General features: G+C 61.8%; 24 protein-coding genes, 1 tRNA gene and 1 pseudogene. 18 read left to right on the top strand and 8 right to left on the bottom strand.

The features are described from left to right. Positions 1-115 (bottom strand): annotated as a pseudogene (locus tag PAF17_RS03930) (IS3 family transposase); the annotation flags it as partial. A 75-nt stretch (positions 116-190) separates the two neighbouring features. Here PAF17_RS03930 and PAF17_RS03925 point away from each other — a divergent pair. From PAF17_RS03925 to PAF17_RS03905, 5 genes are all read left to right on the top strand, one after another. Beyond that, positions 191-1,918: a DNA polymerase gene (locus PAF17_RS03925; protein WP_271887783.1), complete on the top strand. Its 1,728-nt coding sequence runs from the start codon at positions 191-193 to the stop codon at positions 1,916-1,918. Further along, the gene (locus PAF17_RS03920) at positions 1,842-2,369 is read left to right on the top strand and encodes a hypothetical protein (RefSeq protein ID WP_271887765.1); all 528 of its coding nucleotides are present in this window, start codon (positions 1,842-1,844) and stop codon (positions 2,367-2,369) included. The genes PAF17_RS03925 and PAF17_RS03920 overlap by 77 nt, the downstream gene beginning before the upstream one ends. Further along, the gene (locus PAF17_RS03915) at positions 2,353-2,901 is read left to right on the top strand and encodes a hypothetical protein (RefSeq protein ID WP_271887764.1); all 549 of its coding nucleotides are present in this window, start codon (positions 2,353-2,355) and stop codon (positions 2,899-2,901) included. Before PAF17_RS03920 ends, PAF17_RS03915 begins: the two co-directional genes overlap by 17 nt. 206 nt (positions 2,902-3,107) lie before the next feature. Then, a complete protein-coding gene (locus PAF17_RS03910) occupies positions 3,108-3,854 on the top strand; it encodes a hypothetical protein (RefSeq protein ID WP_271887763.1) in 747 nt (248 codons plus the stop codon). A 671-nt stretch (positions 3,855-4,525) separates the two neighbouring features. Further along, positions 4,526-6,151, top strand: coding sequence for a hypothetical protein (locus PAF17_RS03905; protein WP_271887762.1), 1,626 nt, complete (start codon positions 4,526-4,528; stop codon positions 6,149-6,151). On the opposite strand, the gene PAF17_RS03900 is transcribed toward PAF17_RS03905, so the two are convergent. From PAF17_RS03900 to PAF17_RS03885, 4 genes are all read right to left on the bottom strand, one after another. Beyond that, positions 6,132-6,563: a hypothetical protein gene (locus PAF17_RS03900; RefSeq protein ID WP_271887761.1), complete on the bottom strand. Its 432-nt coding sequence runs from the start codon at positions 6,561-6,563 to the stop codon at positions 6,132-6,134. The two genes, PAF17_RS03905 and PAF17_RS03900, sit on opposite strands and share 20 nt — an antisense overlap. Beyond that, positions 6,564-7,025 carry a hypothetical protein gene (locus PAF17_RS03895; protein WP_271887760.1) on the bottom strand — a complete coding sequence of 154 codons (462 nt, stop codon included), beginning with the start codon at positions 7,023-7,025 and terminating at the stop codon, positions 6,564-6,566. A gap of 233 nt (positions 7,026-7,258) precedes the next feature. Beyond that, on the bottom strand, positions 7,259-7,756 hold the full coding sequence (locus tag PAF17_RS03890) for a hypothetical protein (RefSeq protein WP_271887759.1): 498 nt from the start codon (positions 7,754-7,756) through the stop codon (positions 7,259-7,261). Between the two features lie 154 nt (positions 7,757-7,910). Then, a tRNA-Arg gene (locus PAF17_RS03885) sits at positions 7,911-7,987 on the bottom strand. 101 nt (positions 7,988-8,088) lie between these two features. On the opposite strand from PAF17_RS03885, the gene PAF17_RS03880 reads away from it, so the two are divergent. The 11 genes from PAF17_RS03880 (at position 8,089) to PAF17_RS03830 (ending at position 17,602) form a co-directional block, all read left to right on the top strand. After that, positions 8,089-9,114, top strand: a complete 1,026-nt coding sequence (locus tag PAF17_RS03880) for a LacI family DNA-binding transcriptional regulator (RefSeq protein ID WP_271887758.1) — start codon at positions 8,089-8,091, stop codon at positions 9,112-9,114. A 45-nt stretch (positions 9,115-9,159) separates the two neighbouring features. Next, a complete protein-coding gene (locus PAF17_RS03875) occupies positions 9,160-9,969 on the top strand; it encodes a S49 family peptidase (RefSeq protein ID WP_271887757.1) in 810 nt (269 codons plus the stop codon). Positions 9,970-10,074: 105 nt separating this feature from the next. Next, positions 10,075-11,004, top strand: a complete 930-nt coding sequence (locus PAF17_RS03870; RefSeq protein ID WP_271887756.1) for a calcium/sodium antiporter — start codon at positions 10,075-10,077, stop codon at positions 11,002-11,004. 358 nt (positions 11,005-11,362) lie between these two features. Continuing rightward, positions 11,363-13,213 carry an excinuclease ABC subunit UvrC gene (gene uvrC, locus PAF17_RS03865; protein ID WP_271887755.1) on the top strand — a complete coding sequence of 617 codons (1,851 nt, stop codon included), beginning with the start codon at positions 11,363-11,365 and terminating at the stop codon, positions 13,211-13,213. Positions 13,214-13,325: 112 nt separating this feature from the next. Then, the gene (locus tag PAF17_RS03860) at positions 13,326-13,709 is read left to right on the top strand and encodes a hypothetical protein (RefSeq protein WP_271887754.1); all 384 of its coding nucleotides are present in this window, start codon (positions 13,326-13,328) and stop codon (positions 13,707-13,709) included. Positions 13,710-13,827: 118 nt separating this feature from the next. Continuing rightward, a complete protein-coding gene (gene pgsA / locus PAF17_RS03855; protein WP_271887753.1) occupies positions 13,828-14,460 on the top strand; it encodes a CDP-diacylglycerol--glycerol-3-phosphate 3-phosphatidyltransferase in 633 nt (210 codons plus the stop codon). Beyond that, positions 14,450-14,701 (top strand): molybdopterin converting factor subunit 1, encoded by a 252-nt coding sequence (gene moaD, locus PAF17_RS03850; protein ID WP_271887752.1) that lies wholly within the window; start codon positions 14,450-14,452, stop codon positions 14,699-14,701. The genes pgsA and moaD overlap by 11 nt, the downstream gene beginning before the upstream one ends. A gap of 2 nt (positions 14,702-14,703) precedes the next feature. Further along, complete coding sequence (locus tag PAF17_RS03845) at positions 14,704-15,138, top strand: molybdenum cofactor biosynthesis protein MoaE (protein ID WP_271887751.1); 435 nt, start codon at positions 14,704-14,706, stop codon at positions 15,136-15,138. 9 nt (positions 15,139-15,147) lie between these two features. Next, entirely contained in the window at positions 15,148-15,654 is a 507-nt protein-coding gene (locus tag PAF17_RS03840) for a hypothetical protein (RefSeq protein WP_271887750.1), read from the top strand. 68 nt (positions 15,655-15,722) lie between these two features. Beyond that, entirely contained in the window at positions 15,723-17,093 is a 1,371-nt protein-coding gene (locus tag PAF17_RS03835; RefSeq protein ID WP_271887749.1) for a glutamate--cysteine ligase, read from the top strand. A gap of 122 nt (positions 17,094-17,215) precedes the next feature. Continuing rightward, the gene (locus PAF17_RS03830; protein WP_271887748.1) at positions 17,216-17,602 is read left to right on the top strand and encodes a hypothetical protein; all 387 of its coding nucleotides are present in this window, start codon (positions 17,216-17,218) and stop codon (positions 17,600-17,602) included. Positions 17,603-17,614: 12 nt separating this feature from the next. On the opposite strand, the gene plsY is transcribed toward PAF17_RS03830, so the two are convergent. The 3 genes from plsY to PAF17_RS03815 are packed head-to-tail and all read right to left on the bottom strand — an operon-like array spanning position 17,615 to position 20,438. Further along, positions 17,615-18,199: a glycerol-3-phosphate 1-O-acyltransferase PlsY gene (gene plsY / locus PAF17_RS03825; protein ID WP_271887747.1), complete on the bottom strand. Its 585-nt coding sequence runs from the start codon at positions 18,197-18,199 to the stop codon at positions 17,615-17,617. Then, positions 18,196-19,479 (bottom strand): dihydroorotase, encoded by a 1,284-nt coding sequence (gene pyrC, locus PAF17_RS03820; RefSeq protein WP_271887746.1) that lies wholly within the window; start codon positions 19,477-19,479, stop codon positions 18,196-18,198. The genes plsY and pyrC overlap by 4 nt, the downstream gene beginning before the upstream one ends. After that, a complete protein-coding gene (locus PAF17_RS03815; protein WP_271887745.1) occupies positions 19,476-20,438 on the bottom strand; it encodes an aspartate carbamoyltransferase catalytic subunit in 963 nt (320 codons plus the stop codon). The genes pyrC and PAF17_RS03815 overlap by 4 nt, the downstream gene beginning before the upstream one ends. Positions 20,439-20,589: 151 nt before the next feature. Between PAF17_RS03815 and PAF17_RS03810 the strand changes: the two genes are divergently transcribed. Then, entirely contained in the window at positions 20,590-21,966 is a 1,377-nt protein-coding gene (locus PAF17_RS03810) for an MATE family efflux transporter (RefSeq protein WP_271887744.1), read from the top strand. Positions 21,967-22,000: 34 nt separating this feature from the next. Then, entirely contained in the window at positions 22,001-22,237 is a 237-nt protein-coding gene (locus tag PAF17_RS03805) for an Lrp/AsnC ligand binding domain-containing protein (protein WP_271887743.1), read from the top strand. Positions 22,238-22,327 lie beyond the last annotated feature (90 nt).

The following is a 22,327-nucleotide window of genomic DNA, read 5'->3' as shown; positions in this document are numbered from 1 at the left end:
TCAGCGTCGACATGCCAACGCCCAGATCATCAGCCACCTGCTTGCGCGTCAGCCCACTGGTCAGCGCAATACGCACCGCATCTTGGCGGAATTCTTCCGTCCGTTTCAGTCCCATAGGCAGTCGCCTTTGTTGCAGTAAATGCTATCAAAGGAGCGGAATCAAACCGCGACAGGTCCATCCTTGGCCTATGTGTCATCGCGGCTTTGGGGGCTGACGCTGGACAAGGGCGATCAGGCCCCCGAGACATGGGCCAAGCCTGACCTGACCCCGGCCAATATCGCCTATGCGCCGGCGGATGCCGTGGCCTGCCGGCACGCGCTGGCGCATGTCCTGCCCCGGATCAAAGCCGATGGGGCGCTGCCTGCGCTGGCTGTGACGGTGCGGGCGATCCCTGCCGTTGCCGAGATTGAATTGCAAGGTCTGCCGGTCGATCAATCAACCCTGGATTCCGTTATCTGCGATCTTCGTGCGGGCTATGCCGAGAACATGGCGACACTTGCCCATGATCCGGCCTTTCCCCGGACGCAAGGCGGGCTGCGCAAGCCCGACCTGATCGCCCGCGCCCATGAAGCGCTTGCGGGATTGCCCGAGGATCAGCGGCCCGAGACGCCCCCGGACAAGATGACCTTGGCCGAACTGGTCCCGCTATATGGTCCGCCCGTGCTGTCAGGCGACAATCTGGCGGCTTGGGTCCGGGATCATGCCACGCCCGAGGAACTGGCGGATTGGGAACTGACCGAAAAGACAAAGGTCCTAAAGGTCGGGCCAAAGGCGATGCGTCTGCATGGCGGGGCCAATCCGGCATTCCGGCCTGTGATCTTGGCCCAAGAGGCGGGCAAGCTGGTTTCCGATAAGGGCATGGTCACGAAAATCCGGCAGCGGGTCCGCGAGGATCGCGACGGGCGGTTGCGCGGAAGCGTGACCCTGTGCGCAGCCAAGACAGGACGCGGGGCCAGTAGCGACCCGAACCTGCAAAACCTGCCGCGCAAGGGGGGCCGGCATTTCGTGATGGCCCCGCCCGGTCGGCTGCTGGTCAAGTGTGATTATTCCGGCATGGAATTGCGGGTTGCCGCTGCCATCGCCGCCGATGCCGACATGCTGGCGATCTTGTCCGATCTGGCCCGCGACCTGCACCTAGAAACGGCGGCGGCGAGTTTCGGGATCGCCCCGGATGGCGTGACTCCCGATCAACGGCAGGTCGGAAAGACGGTCAATTTCCTGTCGCTGTATGGCGGCAGCGGGTTCGGCCTGCGGCGGCGGATGCTAGAAGATGCGGCCCTGTCGGGCGACGATCCGTCCTTGGTGCCAAGTGCCGATCAAGGGGCAGAATACATCGCCGGTTTCTGGGAACGCCGGCAAGGTCTGGCGGATTGGCGCGATTGCCAGTTTGCCGAGATAGCCGAGATAGCCGAGGAAATTGCGGCAAGCGGCAAGGCCCTGCAACGCACGCCCTTGGGCCGTCCGGTCCCGTGTCCGCCGACGAAACGACAGATCGCGAGTGCCGACCGATACGACCGCCGCCGCCCCCAATATTCGCGCACCTTGGCCTTGAACGCCCCAATTCAGGGCGGGGCAGCCGAATGCGCTATGGCTGCAATGCCCCTGCTGCTGGAACGGCTGCCCGCCTCGGCTTGTCGGGTCGGTTTCGTGCATGACGAATTTACTGCCGAATGCGCTGCCGAGGATGCCGAGGCGACGGCGGCAGCCTTGGCAGCGGCCATGCTGGACGGGGCGCTAAAGGTCATCCCCGGCCTGCCTGTCGCGGGTCTGGTCAAGGCCGAGATTGCCGAACGCTGGCAGGTTACAGCCCCGACCCGCGCCGATCCCGCGAGCTCGCGGCATGAGCCTACACGATCTGCAATGGTGGCCGACGCCACGGGACGCGGTTGCGCCCCTGTTCCCGTTCCTGCCGCGTGACGGGTTCACGTTCATTGAACCTTGCGCGGGCGATGGGGCCTTGATCCGTCATCTGGCCGAGGTCGGGGGCATCTGCGCGGCGGCTTTCGATCTGGTCCCGCGACAGGCAGGCATCGCATTTGGTGACATGCGGACCGATCCGCTGCCCCCGGCTGATCTGGTCATTACAAATCCACCTTGGGAACGCGGGCGGCATCTGCCTTGGATCGACAGGCTGACCTGCGACCGGCGGGCGGCTTGGCTGCTGGTCCGGTTCCCTTGGCTTGCCACTGCGCAAGCCGCTGCCCGGATGCACAGGATTAGCCGGGTTGTTCCGATTGGCCGGGTCCGATGGCTGCCGGACACGCCCCATAAATCGACCTGCGATTTCGCATGGCTGCACCTGTCACCCGACCCCGTAGCGGCCACCATCTTGCACAGGAAAGGAAATCCGAATGCCGACCCGCATTAACGACGATGACAAACAAGCCCGCCACCTAGAGGCTGTGCAGCGTGACAATTGCCCGGACCGGGCGGCCCACGCCTACAATATTGCGATGGCTGACGATGCCGTGATGCGCGCCCTGCATGGGCTGATGGCCGCGCCCGACACCCGCCACCCCGACCATAAGCTTTGGGCCGACATGGCGAACGATGCCGCCGTGACGCTTTCCTATGTGCGGACGCGGTTTGACAGCGGGCAGGACGTGACGGCAGCGGATCGCAAGCTGATCGTGACCGCCCGGCAGGACGCCGATGCGGCGGCGTCATCCCTGACTTGGGCCTATGACCCGGAAGGCGGCGGCGTGGACTGGTTCGGGCTGCCCGATAGTTTCTGGCCGCGCCCCGCCACGACCTATGCCCGCGCCCGTGCCGACATCGGTTTGCCGCCCGATCCGGCCTTGGCCGAGGCGTTGCGCGAGGGCATCCCGTCGCTGCCTGAACTATCCAAGCAGGACCCGCCATTCGACCCGGAGTTTCTGCCCGAGGCTGACGACGACTGACAGGCAGTGCCGCATGGCCGATGCCCGATTAGGGGGCGTTGTTTTTCTTGGACGGTTTATGGTCGATCAATGCGGATCAAATGGGCTCTCTCACCCGTGCTCAATCAAAAGATTGCGTCGACGGCACTGCTAAAAACGTGAACAAATATCGGGAAGCCTGCAGCGTTCGAGCCTCAGCTGGGAAACCCATTAGTAAGGAGCCTGTTATGAAACGCCTACTTCTCGTCGCAACTGCTTTCACTGCGTTTGCGCCTGCAGCCTACGCTTGGGACGTAAAGCCGTACGTTGATACGCGCCCCGTTTGGGATGCCTGCAAGGCCAAACAGGACGTGCTGGAGGAGGGTCAGGATCTTCTATCATGCGTGGATAAGAACACGCCCGACATCCCCGACGGCTGCCGCATATCCATCGATCTCACGCTACCCGCGCGTCTCGGAACGGGGAGTGATTTCGTCGGTAACAAGGTTGATATCGAAGTGAAGCCCAACGGGGACACGTCCTTTCTCTTTTTCCAGTGGCTGCCGGATGACTCGGTCGGCTTCACATCGCCGCGCCTCCAGGAAGCCCTTCGCGCCATAGGCGTTGTAGAGGAGGAAGCCCAGCGCCTGCGCGAAGAGCGCGGCCCCGAAGCTGCCAAGGAGTACCTGGAGTCACGAGGCCCGTTTGAACTGCCTCGCGCGGACGTTGTGTTTCGAAGTGACGCCGGGGTGCAGTATCGCGCTATGGCGGAAGCCTACGGCCCACCCCTAGGCCGCGCAGCCACTGCCCGCCTCACGTCCGATGTAGCCATCCCCGGAGGATTCGACCCCGATGCCCGCTCTGGCTTTGCGCCGACGTTACTCGGCGCTCACTCGACCGTTTACGTCGAGGTAGACGGGCATCCACATGGATACTTGGAAGCCCCTAAGCAGCACGTTGTCACCCATTTACAACGCTGCTTGTGGAACCTGTAATCCAGTGGCGCTGCCAAAGCCCCGCGCGAGAAGCGCTTTTTGATCCCTTGGCGATGGAGATCGCCTTAGTGGTCATGCCGATGAGTTCTGCCGCATGCTGTCAGCGCCACTCTTAGCCATTCATCGTGCCTGCTCGACTCGCACTAAGACGCTATAAATGCTGGTCGGCGGGGCGCTTGAGTTCGCGCCGTGGTCCTTGCCACTAGCCTGCAATGCTGTCGCACTATCGCGATCCCGCTGAAATGAGTGCCGCGCGGGGCAGGGCAAACAAGCGACTGGCTGATTTGCACACTGACCACAAGCGTGCCCGACCGGGGGGGGCTGTCTGGATTCGGGGCTTATGGGGATATAAGCGCACGGGGGAGTGTTCTTTTGACGGGAATCGCGTTCATTTTGCCCGATTCCGGGCAGATCTCCCGCGTCATGCTATGTTTTGTGATGATATAACATGACGATAAAAGGGGATTCCATCATGCCCAAGACACGGAACAATTCACACGGACGGAAGGCAACCCAATTGGCCACGGCGGCGGCGACAGTGCCGCCTGTCCAGCCCCCGGCAGACCTTTCGCCGATCATGGCCAAGCGCTTTGCCGAGATTGCGGGGTTTTTGGAAAAGGGACAGGGCCGCCTACCTGCCGATGCCGACCTGATCGGAGCCTATTGCCGCCATGTGCAGGACGCGCGGCACCTGCGCGCGGCTGCCGATCAGATCGGCACAGGCAAAGCGGTTCGGGGCGATATTCGATCAACTGCGCGTCGCCGATCTGGCGACGTTCCCGCGCACGTCCGACCTGCCTAACTTCAGTTGGCTGCGATCTGTCGGCACGGCCGTTTGGGGCGGCAACACGATCCGCGAATGCCTGCTGACGACGCCCAAGAAACAGGCCAAGACGACCGGCGGCGCGCTGCTGTTTCTGGCGGCGTTCCTGTCGGATCAGGCCCCGAATCAGCAATACACGATCTTGGCCCCATCGGTCGGGATTGCCGCGCTGGCCTTTGACGCGATTCACGGGGCTATAGAGGCCGACCAGACCTTGCGCGATCTGCTGCATGTCCGGCCCTATGTCCGCGAGATTGAGAGCCGCAAGACGGGATCAAAACTGGCTGTCAAAGCCTTTGAGCGATCAGCCGCGACGGGGCTAAAGGGGTCTATCCTGCTGGATGAGTCTTGGCTTCTGGGCGAAAAGGCCCAATCACACAAGCTGCGCGCGCAAATACGCGGGGCTTTGGCTGCCAGCCCGACCGCCAAAATTCTGCACATCACGACGACAAGCGATGACGTGCCGCGCGGCACTTGGGCGGAATTGCTGGCCTATGCCCGATCCGTCCGCGACGGTCGCGTAATAGCCCCCGGATTCCTGCCCGTTATCTATGAACCTTGGCCCGGCTGCGATCCGTGGACGGATGAAACCGCTTGGCCCTGTCTGCTGCCTTCATTCCCGCATATCGCGGATGCTGCCTTTTATCGGTCGGTCATAGCCGAGGCCAATCAATCGGGGCCGGATGCCGTCGCCCGCGACAAGGCCCAATTCTTCAACGTGACAGCCGAAACCGCGATGGCCGGGGCTGACGGCTGGTCTGTCGCGCGGATCCTGGCCAGCCTGACCGGGCGCTTGACCGAGGCCGATCTGTTCCGGCAGGCCGACAGCATCGCCGCCGGGATTGACCTTGGCGGGCTTTCCGACCTGTCCGCGATCACGTTTCTGGGCCTCGCCCCGGATCGGTCTTGGCTGGTCGCAACCCGCTGTTGGGCATCCCCGTCCGTCTGGGAACGGAATAGTCCGATCAAGACGGCGCTACCCGATTTCATGAACGATGGCGACTTGATCCCCTGCGCCCCCGGCGACGACCTGCCCGGCATCCTCGGCCTGCTGGATCAGGCGCGCGATACCGGTAAGCCGAAGGTTGTCGGGATCGACCCGGCAGGGGCATCGCAACTGGCCGACGAATTGGACCAGATGCCGGGCTTTCGTGTCGTGACCGACCCGGGTGCGGTCGGTTGGTCTGGTGACGTGCCGGTCATCGGGATCAGCCGATCGGCCCGGTCCCTTGTCACCCCGATCCGCACCTTTGAACGCATGGCCGAGGCTGGCCGCGTGCTGCTGTCGGATCAGCGGATTCTTGGCTGGTCTTTGGCCAATGTCCGCCTTGCACGGTCTGGAGCGGCGGAATATCTGGACCGATCCCGGCAATCCGAAAAGATCGACCCTGTTGCGGCGCTGCTGGATGCCGTCGCCGCGCATGGGATCGTGCCGGAACAGATGACGGCGGACGTTAGCGCATGGATCGGCTGACATGCGGATAAAGGTCGCGAAACGGAGATCGCGGCAGCGCGCGGGCGCGTGGCAAGCCTGATCCCGTCCGCCCGATCTGCCGGGTTGCTGGAACGCAACCGCTTTTATGCCACCCCGGAATGGCGACAATTGCGGCGGCGGGTTCTGGCACAGCATAGCCTTTGCCTGTCCTGTCATCGGCAACACCCAAGCGTTGCGGATCATGTCTTTGGGCATGACGACCCGCAAGCCTTGCGGCTTGTGAACGAATGAGCAAGGTCACGCAGTCTTTCAAACCAGCCAGTTCCTTCTCGATCCTGCCGGTCGAGCGTGTCTCCAAGCCGGTCAAATCCTTCGCGGAGGCCTCTGAGGCCGTCACCAGCCGCTCGACGCAGGCGAGCAAGTCGCGCTCCAAGGCTGTCAGTTGGGTCATCTAGTCCTCCTCGATCCGAATGCAGGTCACGTGTTGGCCGTCCATCGTGCTGGTCCTGAGCCGCGTCTTTGACGGGTCCAGGACCAGCCAGGTCCCCTCGGGCCGCTCGATCCGCGTTAAGCCCAGTTCCGTCAGCTCTGAGCGCGTCAGATGCACCGTCCAGAAAAAGCTCGCGGCCATCATCAAGGCGATCCCCGTCAGTACCATCGTCGCGATCAGCCAGGGCGAGATCGTCAGCCAAAGGCGGATCGATCTCAGCCGCGTCTCGAACAGGCTCGCCGTCTCGGTCTGAAACCGGCGCGTATCGCTCGCGATGGTATGCTGCGCGGCGCCCACAATGTTCTTCAAATCGATCCTGAAGCTCTTGAGCTGGGACGAGGTCGAGGCGACGTGTTCCTGCCTGATCTCGTCGAGCTCCGCGTTCAGTTTCTCGCTCAGCCGGGTCGGCTTGCCAGTCTTCATGGAAAATCTCTCCTTTCAGCCGCCAGCGTTCTCCCGTGTCGGGGTCGCGGGCGGTGATGTAGGCCCTGCCGGTGCGTGGCAGGTCGAAGCCTGCATCTGTCAGGGCGTCGATCATTGATGCGCGGTCGGTGATGAGGCCCATACCGATCTGGTCCTGTATCCAGGCGTGCAGCTCGTCGCGACCTTGCGCGCGGGTCGCCTTGCTGTTTGCACTTCGGTGGGATCAGTGGTGCTCATGATCTGAGGCCCGCCGCTTGAATCTGCGCCTGTGTCACCAGCTCTGCGGCCAAGAGCGCATCGATCTGACCGGGCGTTATGTGGCGGCAAAGCGGATGCTTGTCTGTGACCCAGTTTGCCAAGCCCGCCAACATCTCGGCTTCCTTGGCCTTCGACCCTTCTCGGTTCCGGGCGATGTCCTCGACGTAACTGCGCCAGCGCCCCGACTTGAACCAGTTGTCCGAGAAACAAACCTTCGACCGAGTGAAGCCCGCGCTCTCGGTTGCGTAGGCCTTCACGGCCTGTGACAGGTCCTCGACCTCTGTTCCAGCGTCCAAGGCCTCCCTGATCCGCCCGAGACACTCGGCTTTCCCGCGCACTCGGTCGGGCGGATAAGCGGCTAATACCTTCTCAGCCTCTTCATCCTCCGCCGCCTCGCGCTCGCGCGTAGGTGGTTTATGGATGGTTTTAGGATGGTTTGGGGGCCGTGGTGGCCCCGGTACCCGCCAGCTCATGAGAACACCCCAAAAGCCGCACGGACGTGCGAATTTTGTACAGGTTTTGTACGAGATTTCGCTCGTTTTCGGAGAATTCGGCGGAAAACGAAACGGGCGTTTCTACACGCTTCTGCACAACGCCTTGCAAATAAGTCATATTTTCAGGTGGTTTTGGCGACCCCGGCAGGATTCGAACCTGCAACCTGCCCCTTAGGAGGGGGCTGCTCTATCCAGTTGAGCCACGGGGCCTCGTTCGGTGTCTTTTGCAGGTAAGAGGCGGGTTTGGCAAGCTTGTCGCGCGTGTTGATGTCCGCTAACATCCCTGAGGTCCTTAATCTTGTTGGCATCTCATGACAGTTTCCCGCCCGCGTCGTCCCCTTACGCTTCGTGATGTTTCGGAGGCGTCGGGCGTATCTGAAATGACCGTCAGCCGGGTGTTGCGAAATCGTGGGGATGTTTCGGCCGCCACGCGTGAAAAGGTGCTGACCGCAGCCAAGACTCTGGGTTACGTGCCCAACAAGATCGCCGGCGGGCTGGCCAGCCAGCGTGTCAACCTTGTGGCGGTTGTGATTCCATCCTTGTCGAACCTGGTGTTCCCCGATGTGCTTAGCGGTGTGTCGGCTGAGTTGGACGATACCGGGCTGCAACCGGTTATCGGAGTGACCCATTATTCACCCGCGCGCGAGGAAATGGTGCTGTATGACATGCTGTCCTGGCGGCCATCGGGGGTGATTCTGGCCGGGGTCGAACATAGCAAGGCGTCACGCGCGATGCTGGCGAATGCCGGTATTCCGGTGATTGAAATCATGGATACCGATGGCGAGGGGATCGATACCCTGGTCGGGATCTCGCATATGCGGGCGGGCCGCGAGATGGCGGCGCGGATTGTCACGGCCGGGTACCGGCGCATCGGATTCGTTGGCACCCACATGCCCGAAGACCACCGGGCCAGAAAGCGGCTTGTCGGTTTCGAGGAAGGGTTGGCCGAGGCCGGTGTGCAGCTTGAGGCGCGCGAATATTATCAGGGCGGCTCGTCCCTGTTGAAGGGCCGCGAGCTGACCGAGCGCATCCTGACGCGTGCGCCTGATCTTGATTTCTTGTATTATTCCAATGATATGATCGGCGCGGGCGGGCTGCTGTACTGTATTGATCAGGGCTATGACATTCCCGGCCGGATCGGTCTGGCTGGATTCAACGGGGTTGATTTGCTGGATGGTTTGCCGGTGCGGTTGACAACGACCGATGCGCGGCGTGTCGATATTGGACGCCGAGCCGCGCGGCTGGTGGCGGGCAAGGACAGCACCCCGGATGATCGGATCATCGCTTTGACGCCGACCTTCATGCCCGGTGATACGATTCGTGGCGTAACCGGGTAGAATGCCGCCTTGTGACGGGGCGGGCGGGGCACTATCTGTCGGGGTATGAAAATTCCTTATCTTCAGCGCCTCATCGAACGTCGCCCGCGTGTCCCCGTCATTCGCCTGAACGGCGCGATTGGCATGGCTGGGCGGCGCGGCGGCCTGAACGATGCGGCCCTTGCGCCAATGATCGAGCGTGCCTTTCGCCGGGGCAAGCCTGTTGCCGTGGCCTTGGTCATCAATTCGCCCGGCGGCTCGCCCGTGCAATCCTCGCTGATTGCCGCGCGTATCCGGCGTCTGGCCGATGAAAATCAGGTTCCGGTTCATGCGTTTGTCGAGGATGTGGCCGCTTCGGGCGGATATTGGCTGGCATGCGCCGCAGATCACATCTGGGCGGATGACAGCTCGGTTCTGGGGTCTGTCGGGGTGATTTCGGCGGGGTTCGGGTTTCATGACCTGATTGCGCGTTGGGGAATCGAGCGGCGGGTGCATACCGCCGGAACATCGAAATCGACGCTGGATCCGTTCCGCCCCGAAAACCCTGCCGATGTCGAGCGGCTGCGCAATGTTCTGGAACCTGTTCACGAGGCCTTCAAACGGCATGTGACGGCGCGGCGCGGGTCAAGGCTAAGCGGCGAGCGCGACCTCTTCACCGGTGAATTCTGGGCCGGGCAAGAGGCGGTCAGGCTGGGACTGGCGGATGGCATTGCGCATCTGGTGCCCGAAATGAAACGGCGATACGGAGAAAAGGTGCGATTCATCATGCATAGTCCGAAACAATCCCTGTTCCGTCGGATGGGCCTGTCGGCCGATGCGGTCCTGGACCACGCCGGGGAACGGGCCGCCTTTGCACGTTTCGGTGCCGGATCATGAGCGTTCGGTTCGTCATCCTGTTCCTGCTGGTGATGGTCGCGATTGCGCTGTTCAGCGGGCCCGGGGTTCGCAAGTTCATGCTGAAGCTTTTGGGATTGTCACGACGTGATCGTTGATCTTCTGTTGGTTCTGGCCGGGCTGGGATTTCTGGTTCTTGGCGGTGATATGCTGGTCAAGGGCGCGGTCAATCTGTCGTTGCGCCTTGGACTGACCCCGTTGGTCGTGGGACTTACGGTGGTGGCCTTCGGGACCTCTGCGCCGGAACTGATGGTGTCGCTGTCAGCTGCCCTGAAGGGGTCTTCGGACATCGCCATTGGCAATGTCGTCGGGTCGAATATCGCCAATATCTTGCTAATTCTGGGCACGACGGCGGTTGTGTCGGGTATTCCGACGCGCGGCCATGATCTGCGCGAAAGCTGGGGGATGATGATCGGGGCTACGGTTCTGGTCATGGCGCTGTCATTCATGGGCTTGATCGGGCGTGTGCAAGGGATGATCTTGCTGGCGGCTCTTGGTGTGGTGCTGTGGCGTCAGCTGACCGAGGGGCAAAACGAGTCCCAGCCCGAAGAACTGGAGGGCGTCGAGCCCGGTGCAAGATGGTTGAAGATCTTGCTTTGGCTTGCCGTGGGAATCATCGGTTTGCCGCTGGGAGCGAATCTGCTGGTCATCGGCGCCTCCGACATTGCGCGGGTCTTTGGCATCAGCGAAGCGGTGATCGGGCTGACGCTTGTTGCGATCGGCACGTCCTTGCCCGAGATGGCGGCATCGGTTGCTTCGGCATTGCGGGGCAGGGCCGATATGGCGCTGGGAAATGTGGTCGGGTCGAACCTGTTCAATTTGCTGGCGATCCTGGGGATCACCTCGTTGGTGCAGCCCTTGCCTGTCCCCGAGCAGATCCTGAACCTGGATATGTGGGTCATGCTGGGCAGTTCGTTGTTGTTGGGCCCGTTCCTGTTTCGGGGAATCGCGCTTTCCCGGTCGGTCGGCGTGGTGCTGCTTGGGCTCTATTCGGTGTATCTCTGGGCGCTGTTTTGATCCTTTTGCCCGCTACACAGCGTGCAAAATCGCGATGTTCTCGATCTGGTCCAGTATAGCAAAATGCAATGCCGCCGCGTCAACTGTCCACGTTTCTTGAGGGCATGTCTTAACCTGTCTGAATCGTAACGGTTTTTTTGCGGTTGAATACATGGAAATAAAAAGATCTTTTAGTTTCAATGCGTTAAAAAGATGCTTAAAAAATGGGCAAAGTCATTGAACTGTAACGATTGCTGGACAAGCGCCCCTTCCCTCACAGGGCACCCACAGAGTTATCCACAAGAGTCGTGGACAGGTTCAATCTTGTATTCGATGCCGGGAACTTGCAGCCGGCCACGGGAATCACTTTCTTGACGATATGACGCAGAAAACAGGGCACGCGCTAATTCAGGATTATGTTCGGACGCTTGATGGCAGTCCGGGTGTGTATCGCATGCTGGATGCACAAGGTGCGGTGCTTTACGTTGGAAAAGCACGCGACCTCAGGGCGCGCGTTTCCAATTATGCCCGCCCCTTGGGTCATACGGCACGCATTGCGCGAATGATCCGCGAAACCGCTTCGATGATGTTCCTGACCACGCGCACCGAAACCGAGGCGCTGCTGCTGGAGCAGAACCTGATCAAGCAGCTCAAGCCGCGCTACAATGTGCTGCTGCGTGACGACAAGTCGTTCCCCAATATATTGGTGGCCAAGTCGCATGACTTTCCCCAGATCAAGAAACACCGTGGCGCGAAATCGGAAAAGGGCGACTATTATGGCCCATTTGCCAGCGCCGGCGCGGTCAATCGCACCCTGACACAGCTTCAGCGGGTCTTTCTGCTGCGCAATTGCACCGACTCGGTGTTCGAAAGCCGCACCCGGCCCTGTCTGCTATATCAGATCAAGCGCTGCAGCGCGCCCTGCGTCGGGCGGATTTCCCACGATGAATATGCCGGTCTGGTTCGTGACGCTGAACGGTTCCTGCAGGGCAAGACGACGGCGATCCAATCGTCGTTGGCGCAAGAAATGGCCGAGGCATCCGGAGCGATGGAATATGAACGCGCGGCGGCGCTGCGCGACCGGATCAAGGCCCTGACGGCGGTGCAGTCGGTGCAGGCCATCAACCCGCGTGGGGTATCCGAGGCTGACATCATCGCACTGCATATCGAACACGGGCAGGCCTGTGTGCAGATCTTCTTCATTCGCGGCAATCAGGTCTGGGGGAACCGCGATTTCTATCCCCGGCTGGGGGGCGCGGAATCGCCGGATGAGGTGATGCAGGCGTTCATGATGCAGTTCTATGACAACAAGCCGCCGCCCCGTCAGATCCTGCTGTCACATGGGTTAGAGGATCCTGAATTGGCCGCCGATGTGCTGTCGGATCGTGCTGGCCGCAAGGTCGAGGTTCTGGTGCCTCAGCGGGGCGAGAAATTCGAACTGGTGACCAATGCGCTGCGCAATGCGCGCGAAAGCCTTGCAAGGCGGATGTCGGAAAGCGCAGCGCAGGCCAAATTGCTGCAAGGTCTGGCCGACGCCTTTGATCTGCCGGCTCCGCCGCGCCGGATCGAGGTCTATGACAACAGTCATATCATGGGCACGAACGCGGTCGGCGGAATGATCGTGGCCGGCCCCGAAGGGTTCATCAAGAACCAGTATCGCAAGTTCAACATCAAGGGCACGGAAATCACGCCGGGTGATGATTTCGGCATGATGAAAGAGGTCCTGACCCGGCGTTTCAAACGGCTGCAAAAGGAAGACCCCGACAGGCAGACCGAGGCCTGGCCTGATCTGCTGTTGATCGATGGCGGTGCAGGGCAGGTTTCTGCCGTGGAAGAGATCATGGCAGATCTTGGGGTCGAGGATATTCCCATGATCGGCGTGGCCAAAGGTGTTGATCGCGATCACGGCAAAGAGGAATTCCACCGGCCCGGCAAGCGGCCATTTGCCTTGCGGATGAATGATCCGGTTCTGTATTTCGTGCAGCGTCTGCGTGACGAAGCGCATCGGTGGGCGATCGGCACGCATCGGGCCAAACGGGCGAAATCGGTCATGGCCAATCCTCTGGATGAGATTGCGGGCATCGGGGCTGCGCGCAAAAGGGCATTGCTGGCCCATTTCGGCAGCGCCAAGGCGGTCAGTCGCGCCGGCCTGGTCGATCTGCGGGCGGTCGAGGGAATCTCTGCGGCGATGGCGCAGAAGATCTATGATCACTTCCACGCCAAGGGCTGAAATGCATGCGGCGGCCCGTCATTGCTGACCTTAGGTAAGGTGCTACCGCGGGGTCGGCGTCGAATCACGCTAGGGTTGTGACCTGCTCATCACATCGAACAAGGAGGCTGCCATGCTCCGTTTCGCCAATTCTGGCCTGATTGCTTGCCGCGGTCCGCTATTTGCCCGCGACGATGTCATTTCGCGCGACCATTGGGCGGAATACGAAGACGATGTTACCCGACTGGATGCCGTGATCACGGATATCTATATCAACGGAACCGATCCAACCCTGCAGGTGCGGGCAAGTGATGGGGTCAATTGGACGGTCGAACTGGCCGGCCATGCCCGCAATCGCGAGGTCGGGCTGGAAGACGCGAATGCCAGCCCCGGCGATTCTGTCATTGTCTGGGGGCGCCAGACCCACCATTTTGGCGAAACCCGCATCAAGGCGCTGAAAATCGCGATTCTCGATCGCGTCTTTGATCTGTTCCCGGATCAGTCGCCCCCGGCCTAGCCACATGGGCCGATCCGGCAAGGTGACGGGCATTTCGGTGCCCGTTTTTTTGCCACTTGGTCGCCATCATGTTGCGTCGCCTCTTTCCAAGCGTCTGCGCAAGGACTAGCTTGCGCCCATGCGCTGGACCATTCCCAATATCCTGACCCTCTTGCGGTTGATCGCGGCACCCGCGGTGCCGCTGATGTTCCTGTATTTTCAACGCCCCTGGGCAGATTGGGCCGCACTGGCCCTGTTCATGCTGGCGGCGATCACGGATTGGTTCGACGGCTATCTGGCGCGCGCATGGCAACAGGAAAGCAAGTTCGGCGCCGCCATGGACCCGATCGCGGACAAGGCGATGGTGGTGATCGCACTGGTCGTGATCACGGGCTATTCCGGCATGAATCCGTGGCTGATCCTGCCTGCGGCGATCATCCTGTTCCGCGAGGTGTTCGTATCGGGCCTGCGCGAGTTTCTTGGCCCCAATGCCAAATTGCTCAAGGTGACCAAGCTGGCCAAATGGAAAACCACCTTCCAGATGGTCGCGATCGCCGTGCTGTTCCTGGGGACCGGTCTTGCCTATGTTGAACATGGCAAACCCCCACTTGTCGGCGAGGCAAGACTGCCCTGGTCTGACAGCTGGTCCGATCTGGCCAACCAGCTTGGCCTGAGCTTGATCTGGATTGCCGCGATCCTGACCGGCTGGACCGGATGGGACTATTTCGTGAAAGCGCTGCCCTATCTGAAAGAGCCTGCCAATGACGTTTGACGTTTTGTATTTCGCCTGGTTGCGCGAACGCATCGGAGAGCCGTCCGAACGGATTGAAAGTTCGGCACGAACGGTTGGTCAGCTTGTTGCCGAATTGGCCGCCAAGGATGATTGGCACGCTGCCGCCTTTGCCGACATGTCTGCAGTGCGCTGTGCGGTGGATCAGGAACTGGCCGATATGGATACATCAATTGAAGGCGCACGCGAGATCGCGTTCTTTCCGCCGATGACGGGTGGCTGAGAATGTCTGCGCTGGTTCAGCCCGGACCGTTTCAACCCGAACAGGTCCTGCGGGATTTCGGGGTCGGGGCGGGGGCAATCGTGACCTTCACAGGTGTTGTGCGTGATGATGGCGGGAACCTGGCCGCGCTCGAGATCGAGCATTACCCCGCGATGACGCAATCTTCGTTGACCGCCTATGGCCACGAGGCCGCCAAGCGGTTTCAATTGTCGGATTGGCGGATCGTGCATCGGCACGGGCGTCTGGAGGTTGGCGAACAGATCATGATGGTTGCGACCGCCGCGCGGCACCGGCACGCGGCGTTTCAGGCGGCGGATTACCTGATGGATTGGTTGAAATCGCGCGCTCCTTTCTGGAAGCGCGAAATTTCCAGGGATGGCTCAACGCGTTGGGTTGATGCGCGTGACAGCGATGAACACGCGCTGTCACGCTGGTAGGGTGGCGGTATGATCCGCGAACCCGTGCGCCAGATGATGTCGCGATGGGGCGAGATCTTGGCGGGCCTTGCGATCATGCTTGGAGGTGGGTGGCTGATCTGGCTGGGCGGCTGGTTTTGTCTGGTCATTGGCGGGGTCGTGGTCCTGGTCGCGCTGGCCCTGCTGATCGGGGCTTGGCGGCGATTGCCATTTCGCCGCGATATTGCCGCGCCCGGTCTTGTCGAGGTGGTCGAAGGCGCGGTTCGCTATTTCGGGGCCACGCAGATGGGTGGCGAAATAGCGCTGCGCGATCTGGTTGAAATTCGTCTGTTGCGTCTGGACGGTCGGGGGCATTGGCGCTTGCGCAGCGCGGGGGGCGAGGCCCTGCTGATCCCGGTCGATGCCGCCGGGGCCGATGCGCTGGCCCATGCTTTCACCGCTTTGCCGGGATTGCAGATGGGGGCGGTCTCGAACGCGCTGGCACATGTGGCGGAACAAAGTGACGCCATGCACACCGTTTGGCGGAGAGATGCCTGAGGCGGGTTGACTTGCGCGACGCCCGTTGCCACCTGTGACCGACCGGTAATGCAGAAAGGCCCCGTCGCATGTCCATTCCTCAGCAGGGCGGTGGCCCGATTGAAAGCCGCGATCAACTGGCCGCCTATCTGGCCGCGGGCGAAAAGCCACGCGAGGCTTGGCGGATCGGGACCGAGCATGAAAAATTCGGCTACTGCAAGGACAAGAAGCTGCCACTGCCCTATGAGGGTGATTGTTCGATCCAGGCGATGCTGACGGGATTGCAACAAGGTTTCGGATGGCAACCTGTGCTGGAACAGGGCAAGATCATCGGGCTGGAACGCGACGGCGCCAATGTCAGCCTTGAACCCGGTGGGCAGCTGGAACTTTCGGGCGCGCCGTTGGAAACCATCCACCAGACCTGCGACGAGGTGAACAGCCATCTGGCCGAGGTGAAGGCCGTGGCCGATCAGATCGGGGCGGGGTTCATCGGTCTGGGGGCGGCGCCGATCTGGTCGCAGGATCAGATGCCGATGATGCCCAAGGGGCGCTATCGCCTGATGACCGATTACATGGATCGCGTCGGAACACTTGGCAAACAGATGATGTATCGCACCTGCACCGTGCAGGTGAATCTGGATTTCGCCAGCGAGGCCGACATGGTGCAGAAGCTGCGCGTCGCGCTGGCGCTGCAACCGGTGGCGACGGCGCTGTTCGCCAATTCGCCCTTTCTCGACAATCAGCCCAACGGCATGAAAAGCTGGCGCGCGCATATCTGGCAGAATCTGGATGACGCCCGCACCGGCATGCTGCCCTTCGTGTTCGAAGATGGGTTCGGCTACGAGGCATGGGTGGATTACGTCCTCGATGTGCCGATGTATTTCGTCTATCGCGACGGCAAATATATCGACGCGCTTGGTCAGTCCTTCCGCGATTTCCTGAAGGGCGAATTGCCCGCGCTGCCCGGTCAGGTGCCGACTCTGTCGGACTGGGCCGATCACATGACCACAGTCTTCCCCGAGGCACGGGTCAAGAAATTCATCGAGATGCGCGGCGCCGATGGTGGCCCGTGGCGGCGTCTTTGCGCGCTGCCCGCGCTGTGGGTCGGGCTGACCTATGACCAGCAGGCGCTGGACGCGGCATGGGATCTGGTCAAGGGCTGGGACCACGAAACCCGTCAGGGCCTGCGCGTCGCGGCGGGTCGCGATGCGTTGCAGGGCGAGGTGAACGGCATCCGGTTGCATGATCTGGCGCGCGAGGTTCTGGCGATTGCCGAACAGGGCCTGCGCAACCGTGGCCGCGCGGGCGCGGGCGGTCTGGTCCCCGACGAGACGCATTTCCTGAACGCGCTGAAGGAAAGCGTCGATACCGGCAAGGTTCCGGCCGATGAGCTGCTGGAGAAATATCACGGCGAATGGCAGGGCGACCTGTCGAAGATCTACGGCGAATACTCTTATTGATCGCGACCTCTGGGGGCTGAAAATCGGTGCGCACGACAAGGTGACAGGCCCAACGCTGCTCAGATCTTGAAAAGAATCCGGTCCGGTGGCACCCCGATGAAAAAAGTGACGAGGTGCAAGTGATGCGGGCTGATCCGATGAAATGGGTGCAGCGGCTGGTAGGGCTGGTTTTCCTGACCGGCGTTGTCGGTCTGGGGGCTGCCGTGACGGCGTTGGTGCGGCAGGCGGAAGGGGTGCCTCCGCTGCCGATCTATCTTGGTCTGTTGGGGATGGTTGTGCTGATCTTGCTGGCGGGCAGCTGCCTGGCGCTGATTTCGCTGGCGCTCACCGCATCGCGCAGCGCTGAATTGCTGCAGCGGATCGTGAATCAAGGTCCGGCAAGTACGACGATCCGGCCGTTCTCGGCGACACCGCTGCGCGATGTCGCCCAGCCATCATCCGAAGAAGACAGCGTGCCACCCGCCCGTCCTGCGCGCCCCGCAGGGCGCAAGCTGGTGGCCGAACGCTAGGTTGGGCTGAAGCTAGTCCTTGCGCCCGATGCGCGGCTCGGATCCGTTCAGCAGGCGGGTGATGTTGGCCCTGTGGCGCAGCAGGATCAGCGCAACCATGAACAGGCAGGCCAGGATCAGGTCGCTTCGGCCCATCGACCAGGCCAGAAATGGCGAGGCAAGGGCCGCCAACAGCGCGGAAAGGCTGCTGATTCTGCTGATAGCGGCGGTCAGCAGCCAGATCGCGCAGGCTGTCAGCCCCAGCGGCCAGTAAAGTGCGATCAGCGTGCCCAGAAATGTGGCGACGCCCTTGCCGCCACGAAAGCCAAGCCATACCGGAAAGCAATGCCCCAGAAATGCGGCGCAACCCGCCAGGATCGCGGCGGTTTCACCGCCGAAATAGCGCGCCAGAAGCACGGCGATCGCGCCTTTGCCTGAATCCAGCAACAAGGTGGCAAGCGCGGCGGGCTTGTTGCCTGTGCGCAGCACATTCGTGGCGCCGATATTGCCTGACCCGATCTGACGCAGATCGCCCAGCCCCAATGCGCGCGTAATGACGATGCCGAAAGGCACCGAGCCCAGCAGATAGCCCAGAACGGTCCAGATGATTGCGGTCATGCGCCCTCTCCGAAAACGCGTTGCCCCGCGACCCATGTGCCCTTGACGCGTCCCTCCATGCGGGCGCCGTCAAATGGCGTGTTCTTGGATTTGGACAACAGCTTGAAGCGGTCCATGACGAATGGTGCATCGGGGTCGAACAGCACCAGATCGGCGGGCGCCCCCTTCGATATCCGCCCCGAAGTCAGGCCCAGTCGCCGCGCCGGGTTCAGCGACATCGCCCGCCATAGCTGTGGCAACGCAAGCCCCCCCTGATGATACAGGCGCATGGCGGCGGGCAGCAGGGTTTGCAGACCGACTGCCCCCGGCGCGGCCTCTTCGAAGGGCAGGCGCTTGGATTCTTCGTCCTGCGGGGTGTGAAAGCTGGCGATCACGTCGATGATGCCATCGGCGATTGCCTGCACCATTGCCTGCCGGTCTGCTTCGCTGCGCAGTGGGGGGGTGAAACGGAAGAATGTCCGGTAATCGCCGACATCCAGTTCATTCAGGGTGAGATGATGAATCGAGATCCCTGCCGTAACGTCAAGTCCCGCGTCACGTGCGCGTGTCAGGGCGGGCAGGGCGGCAGCGGTGGTCACCTGATCGGCGTGCCACCGACACCGGGTCATGGCGACCAGTGCCAGATCCCGATCCAGCCCCATGACTTCGGCCATCGGCGACACGGAGGGAATGCCATAGAGCGAAGCGAATTTTCCGCTGGTGGCGGCAGCACCGCGTGACAGCCCCGCATCCTGGGGGTGCCCGACGATCAGCGCATCCAAACCGCGGGCATATGTCATGCAGCGGGACAGAACCTTGGTGTCGGGAATGACCCGCACGCCATCGGAAAATGCGACTGCGCCAAGATCGTTCAGAAACCCGATTTCAACCATTTCCCGGCCTTCGCGTGCCTTGGTCAGCGCAGCCATGTGGTGAATGTTGACCGGCGCATCGGCTGCGCGGCGGGTCACGAATTCCAGCGATTCCGGCGTGTCGATCGGCGGCATGGTGTCGGGGCGGGCAATCAGCGTGGTGACCCCGCCCGCCGCCGCCGCAAGCGCGGCACTGCGAAAGCTTTCCTTGTGGCGCTCGCCGGGTTCGCCGATCTTGACGCCCCAGTCGACAAGGCCGGGGGCCAGCGCATGACCGCAGCAATCGATGACCTCTGCGCCTTCGGGTGCTGCTTCGGCGGCATTGCCCCGGGCCATGATCATGCCGTCGCGGACCAGCAGGCTGCCGGTTTCGTCGGTCTGCGCCTCGGGATCGATCAGGCGGGCATTTGCAAAAACGGTGATGCTCATGCCATGACCTCGGCTGCGGCGCGGCCGCGTTCGGCACGCAGGTTGCGCGCCAACAGGTCCAGCGCGGCCATGCGCACGGCAACGCCCATTTCGACCTGATCCTGAATGACGCTGCGGTTGATGTCATCTGCGATCGTGCCGTCGATCTCGACCCCGCGATTCATCGGGCCGGGATGCATGACGATGGCATCGTCAGAGGCCAGGGCAAGCTTGGCGGCATCCAACCCCCAGCGGTGGTAATATTCACGTTCCGACGGAATGAAGCCCCCGTCCATCCGTTCTTTCTGCAGTCTCAGCATCATCACGACATCGGCGCCCTTCAGGCCTTCGGACATGTCTTCGTAAAGCTCGACCCCCATATCCGATACGCCCGAAGGCATCAGCGTGGCGGGACCGACCAAACGGATCCGGTTTTCCATTTTTCCCAGCAGGATCAGGTTCGACCGCGCCACGCGGCTATGGGCGATATCGCCACAGATCGCGATGGTCAGCCGTTGCAGCCGCCCTTTGGCCCGCCGGATGGTCAGCGCGTCCAGCAGCGCCTGTGTCGGATGTTCATGCCTGCCGTCGCCGGCATTGATGACCGCACAGTTCACCTTTTCGGCCAGCAGGTTCACGGCGCCTGAATTCTGGTGGCGCACAACCAGCAGGTCGGGCTGCATGGCGTTCAGCGTCAGCGCCGTGTCGATCAGGGTTTCGCCCTTTTTCACGCTGGACTGGGCCACGGCCATGTTCATCACATCCGCGCCCAGACGCTTGCCGGCCAGCTCGAAGCTGGCCTGGGTCCGGGTCGAGTTCTCGAAGAACATGTTGATCTGGGTCATCCCGGCAAGGGCATCGGAATGTTTGACCGTGCGCCGGTTCAGCGCCACGTATTCCTCGGCCAGATTCAGCAGGGTCGTGATGTCTGGCGGCGCGAGGTGGTCGATACCCAGAAGATGTCGGGCGCGGAAGGTCATGGGCGGCCTCTGGCTGATATCGGAATGCTGCTTCTATCGCAGAAGGTTACCGACGCGGCAAGCGCCGAGGCATGTCCGGCAAAGGCGGGAAAATGCGCATCACCTGTTCGCGACGATTGCCCAATCGGGAATGCGGCGCTAAGGCAGTTGTATGTTCACGCCCCGTTACCGCCCTCATGTCATCGCGACGCTGTCGCTGGGTTTGCCGTTGATCGGCAGCCATCTGGCGCGCATGGCGATCGGGGTCAGCGATACGATCATGATCGGCTGGTATGGGGTCGAACCACTGGCCGCGCTGGTCATCGCGACCTCGTTCCTGATCATCCTGTTTTTCCTGGGCATGGGGTTCGGCACCGGGGTGATGGGGCTGATCGCGACCTCTATCGCGCAAGGCGACGAGACCGAGGTCAGGCGCGGCACGCGCATGGCATTGTGGTTGTCGGGGATCTATTCGCTGCTGGTCATGCCCCTGATGTGGTTTTCCGAACCGATCCTGTTGGCCCTGGGACAGACGGCCCTGACCGCCGAGCTGTCGCAGGATTATCTGCGCATCGCCGGTTGGGGCCTGTTGCCGATGCTGGCCGGGCTGACGCTGAATTCCTATCTTGCGGCGCTTGAACGAACGCAGGTGGTGATGTGGGTCACGCTGGCGGGACTGCCGCTGAACATCGCACTCAATTATGTGTTCATCTTTGGCAATCTGGGGGCGCCCGAACTGGGCGTGCGTGGCGCTGCCATCGCCAGCCTGTCGGTTCAGGTGACCCAGTTGGTGATGCTGGTCGCCTATGCCGGATGGCTGCCGATTGCACGGAAATACAGCCTGTTCCAGCGTTTCTGGCGGCCCGACTGGCCGGCCTTTTGGGCGATCTTTGGCCTTGGCCTGCCCATTGGCGTTACGATGCTGGCCGAGGGCGGGCTGTTCGTGGCTTCGAACATCATGATGGGCTGGATCGGAACACAGGAACTGGCTGCGCATGGCATCGCGCTGCAGATTACATCGATCACCTTCATGGCGCATCTGGGGCTGTCCAACGCCGCGACGGTTCGGATCGGTCAGGCCAAGGGGCGCGGCGATCCGGTCTGGATGCACGATGCGGGCGTGACCGTCATCGGCATGTCGACGGCCTTTGCCGTCTTTGCCATGGCGCTTTACTTTCTGTTCCCCGAGCCGCTGGTTCGGCTGTATCTGGACCCGGCGGACCCGGAAACGCCGGTGATCGTGACCATCGGTGCCATGCTGCTGTTTTACGCTGCATTGTTTCAGTTGACCGATGCGTTGCAGGTCGTCGCGCTGGGGCTGTTGCGCGGGGTGCATGATACGCGGGTGCCGATGTGGATCGCCGCTTTCAGCTATTGGGTGGTTGGTATGCCGGTGGCCTATGGGCTGGCCTTTGTCGCCGGAATCGGTGCGCCGGGGCTTTGGCTGGGTCTGGTGGTGGGGCTGACGCTGGCGGCGGTGCTGTTGATGATACGGTTCTGGCGCGGCCATGCGCGCGGGGACTGGACCCGTGCGCAATTCGCGGTCTAACCTGCCGGGCGAGATGAGCAACAAGAGGTCAGGGATGCGCGCCGTATTTGTTCAGTTCCGTTGCGAACCCGGCAAAACCTACGAGGTCGCCGAGGCGATTTACGACCGTGAAGTGGTCAGCGAGCTGTTTTCCACCTCGGGCGATTTCGACCTGATCGCCAAGGTCTATATTCCCGAAGACGAAGATGTCGGCCGCTTCCTGTCAGAGCAGTTGTTCGATATTCCTCATATCAGCCGCACGCTGACCACGATGACCTTCCGCGCGTTCTGACGGCCCGCCGGACCTGGGGCAGGCGGTCGCAGCGACAGCCTGCCGCGCAGCCCGCTATTGGGTTGAGCTTCAGAATTGCGTAACATTCCC

It is taken from the genome of Paracoccus onchidii, from assembly GCF_028294535.1.
Lineage (GTDB): Bacteria > Pseudomonadota > Alphaproteobacteria > Rhodobacterales > Rhodobacteraceae > Paracoccus > Paracoccus onchidii.
The sequence above is the reverse complement of the archived record's forward strand: the minus strand, read 5'-3'. Positions and strand labels throughout refer to the sequence as shown.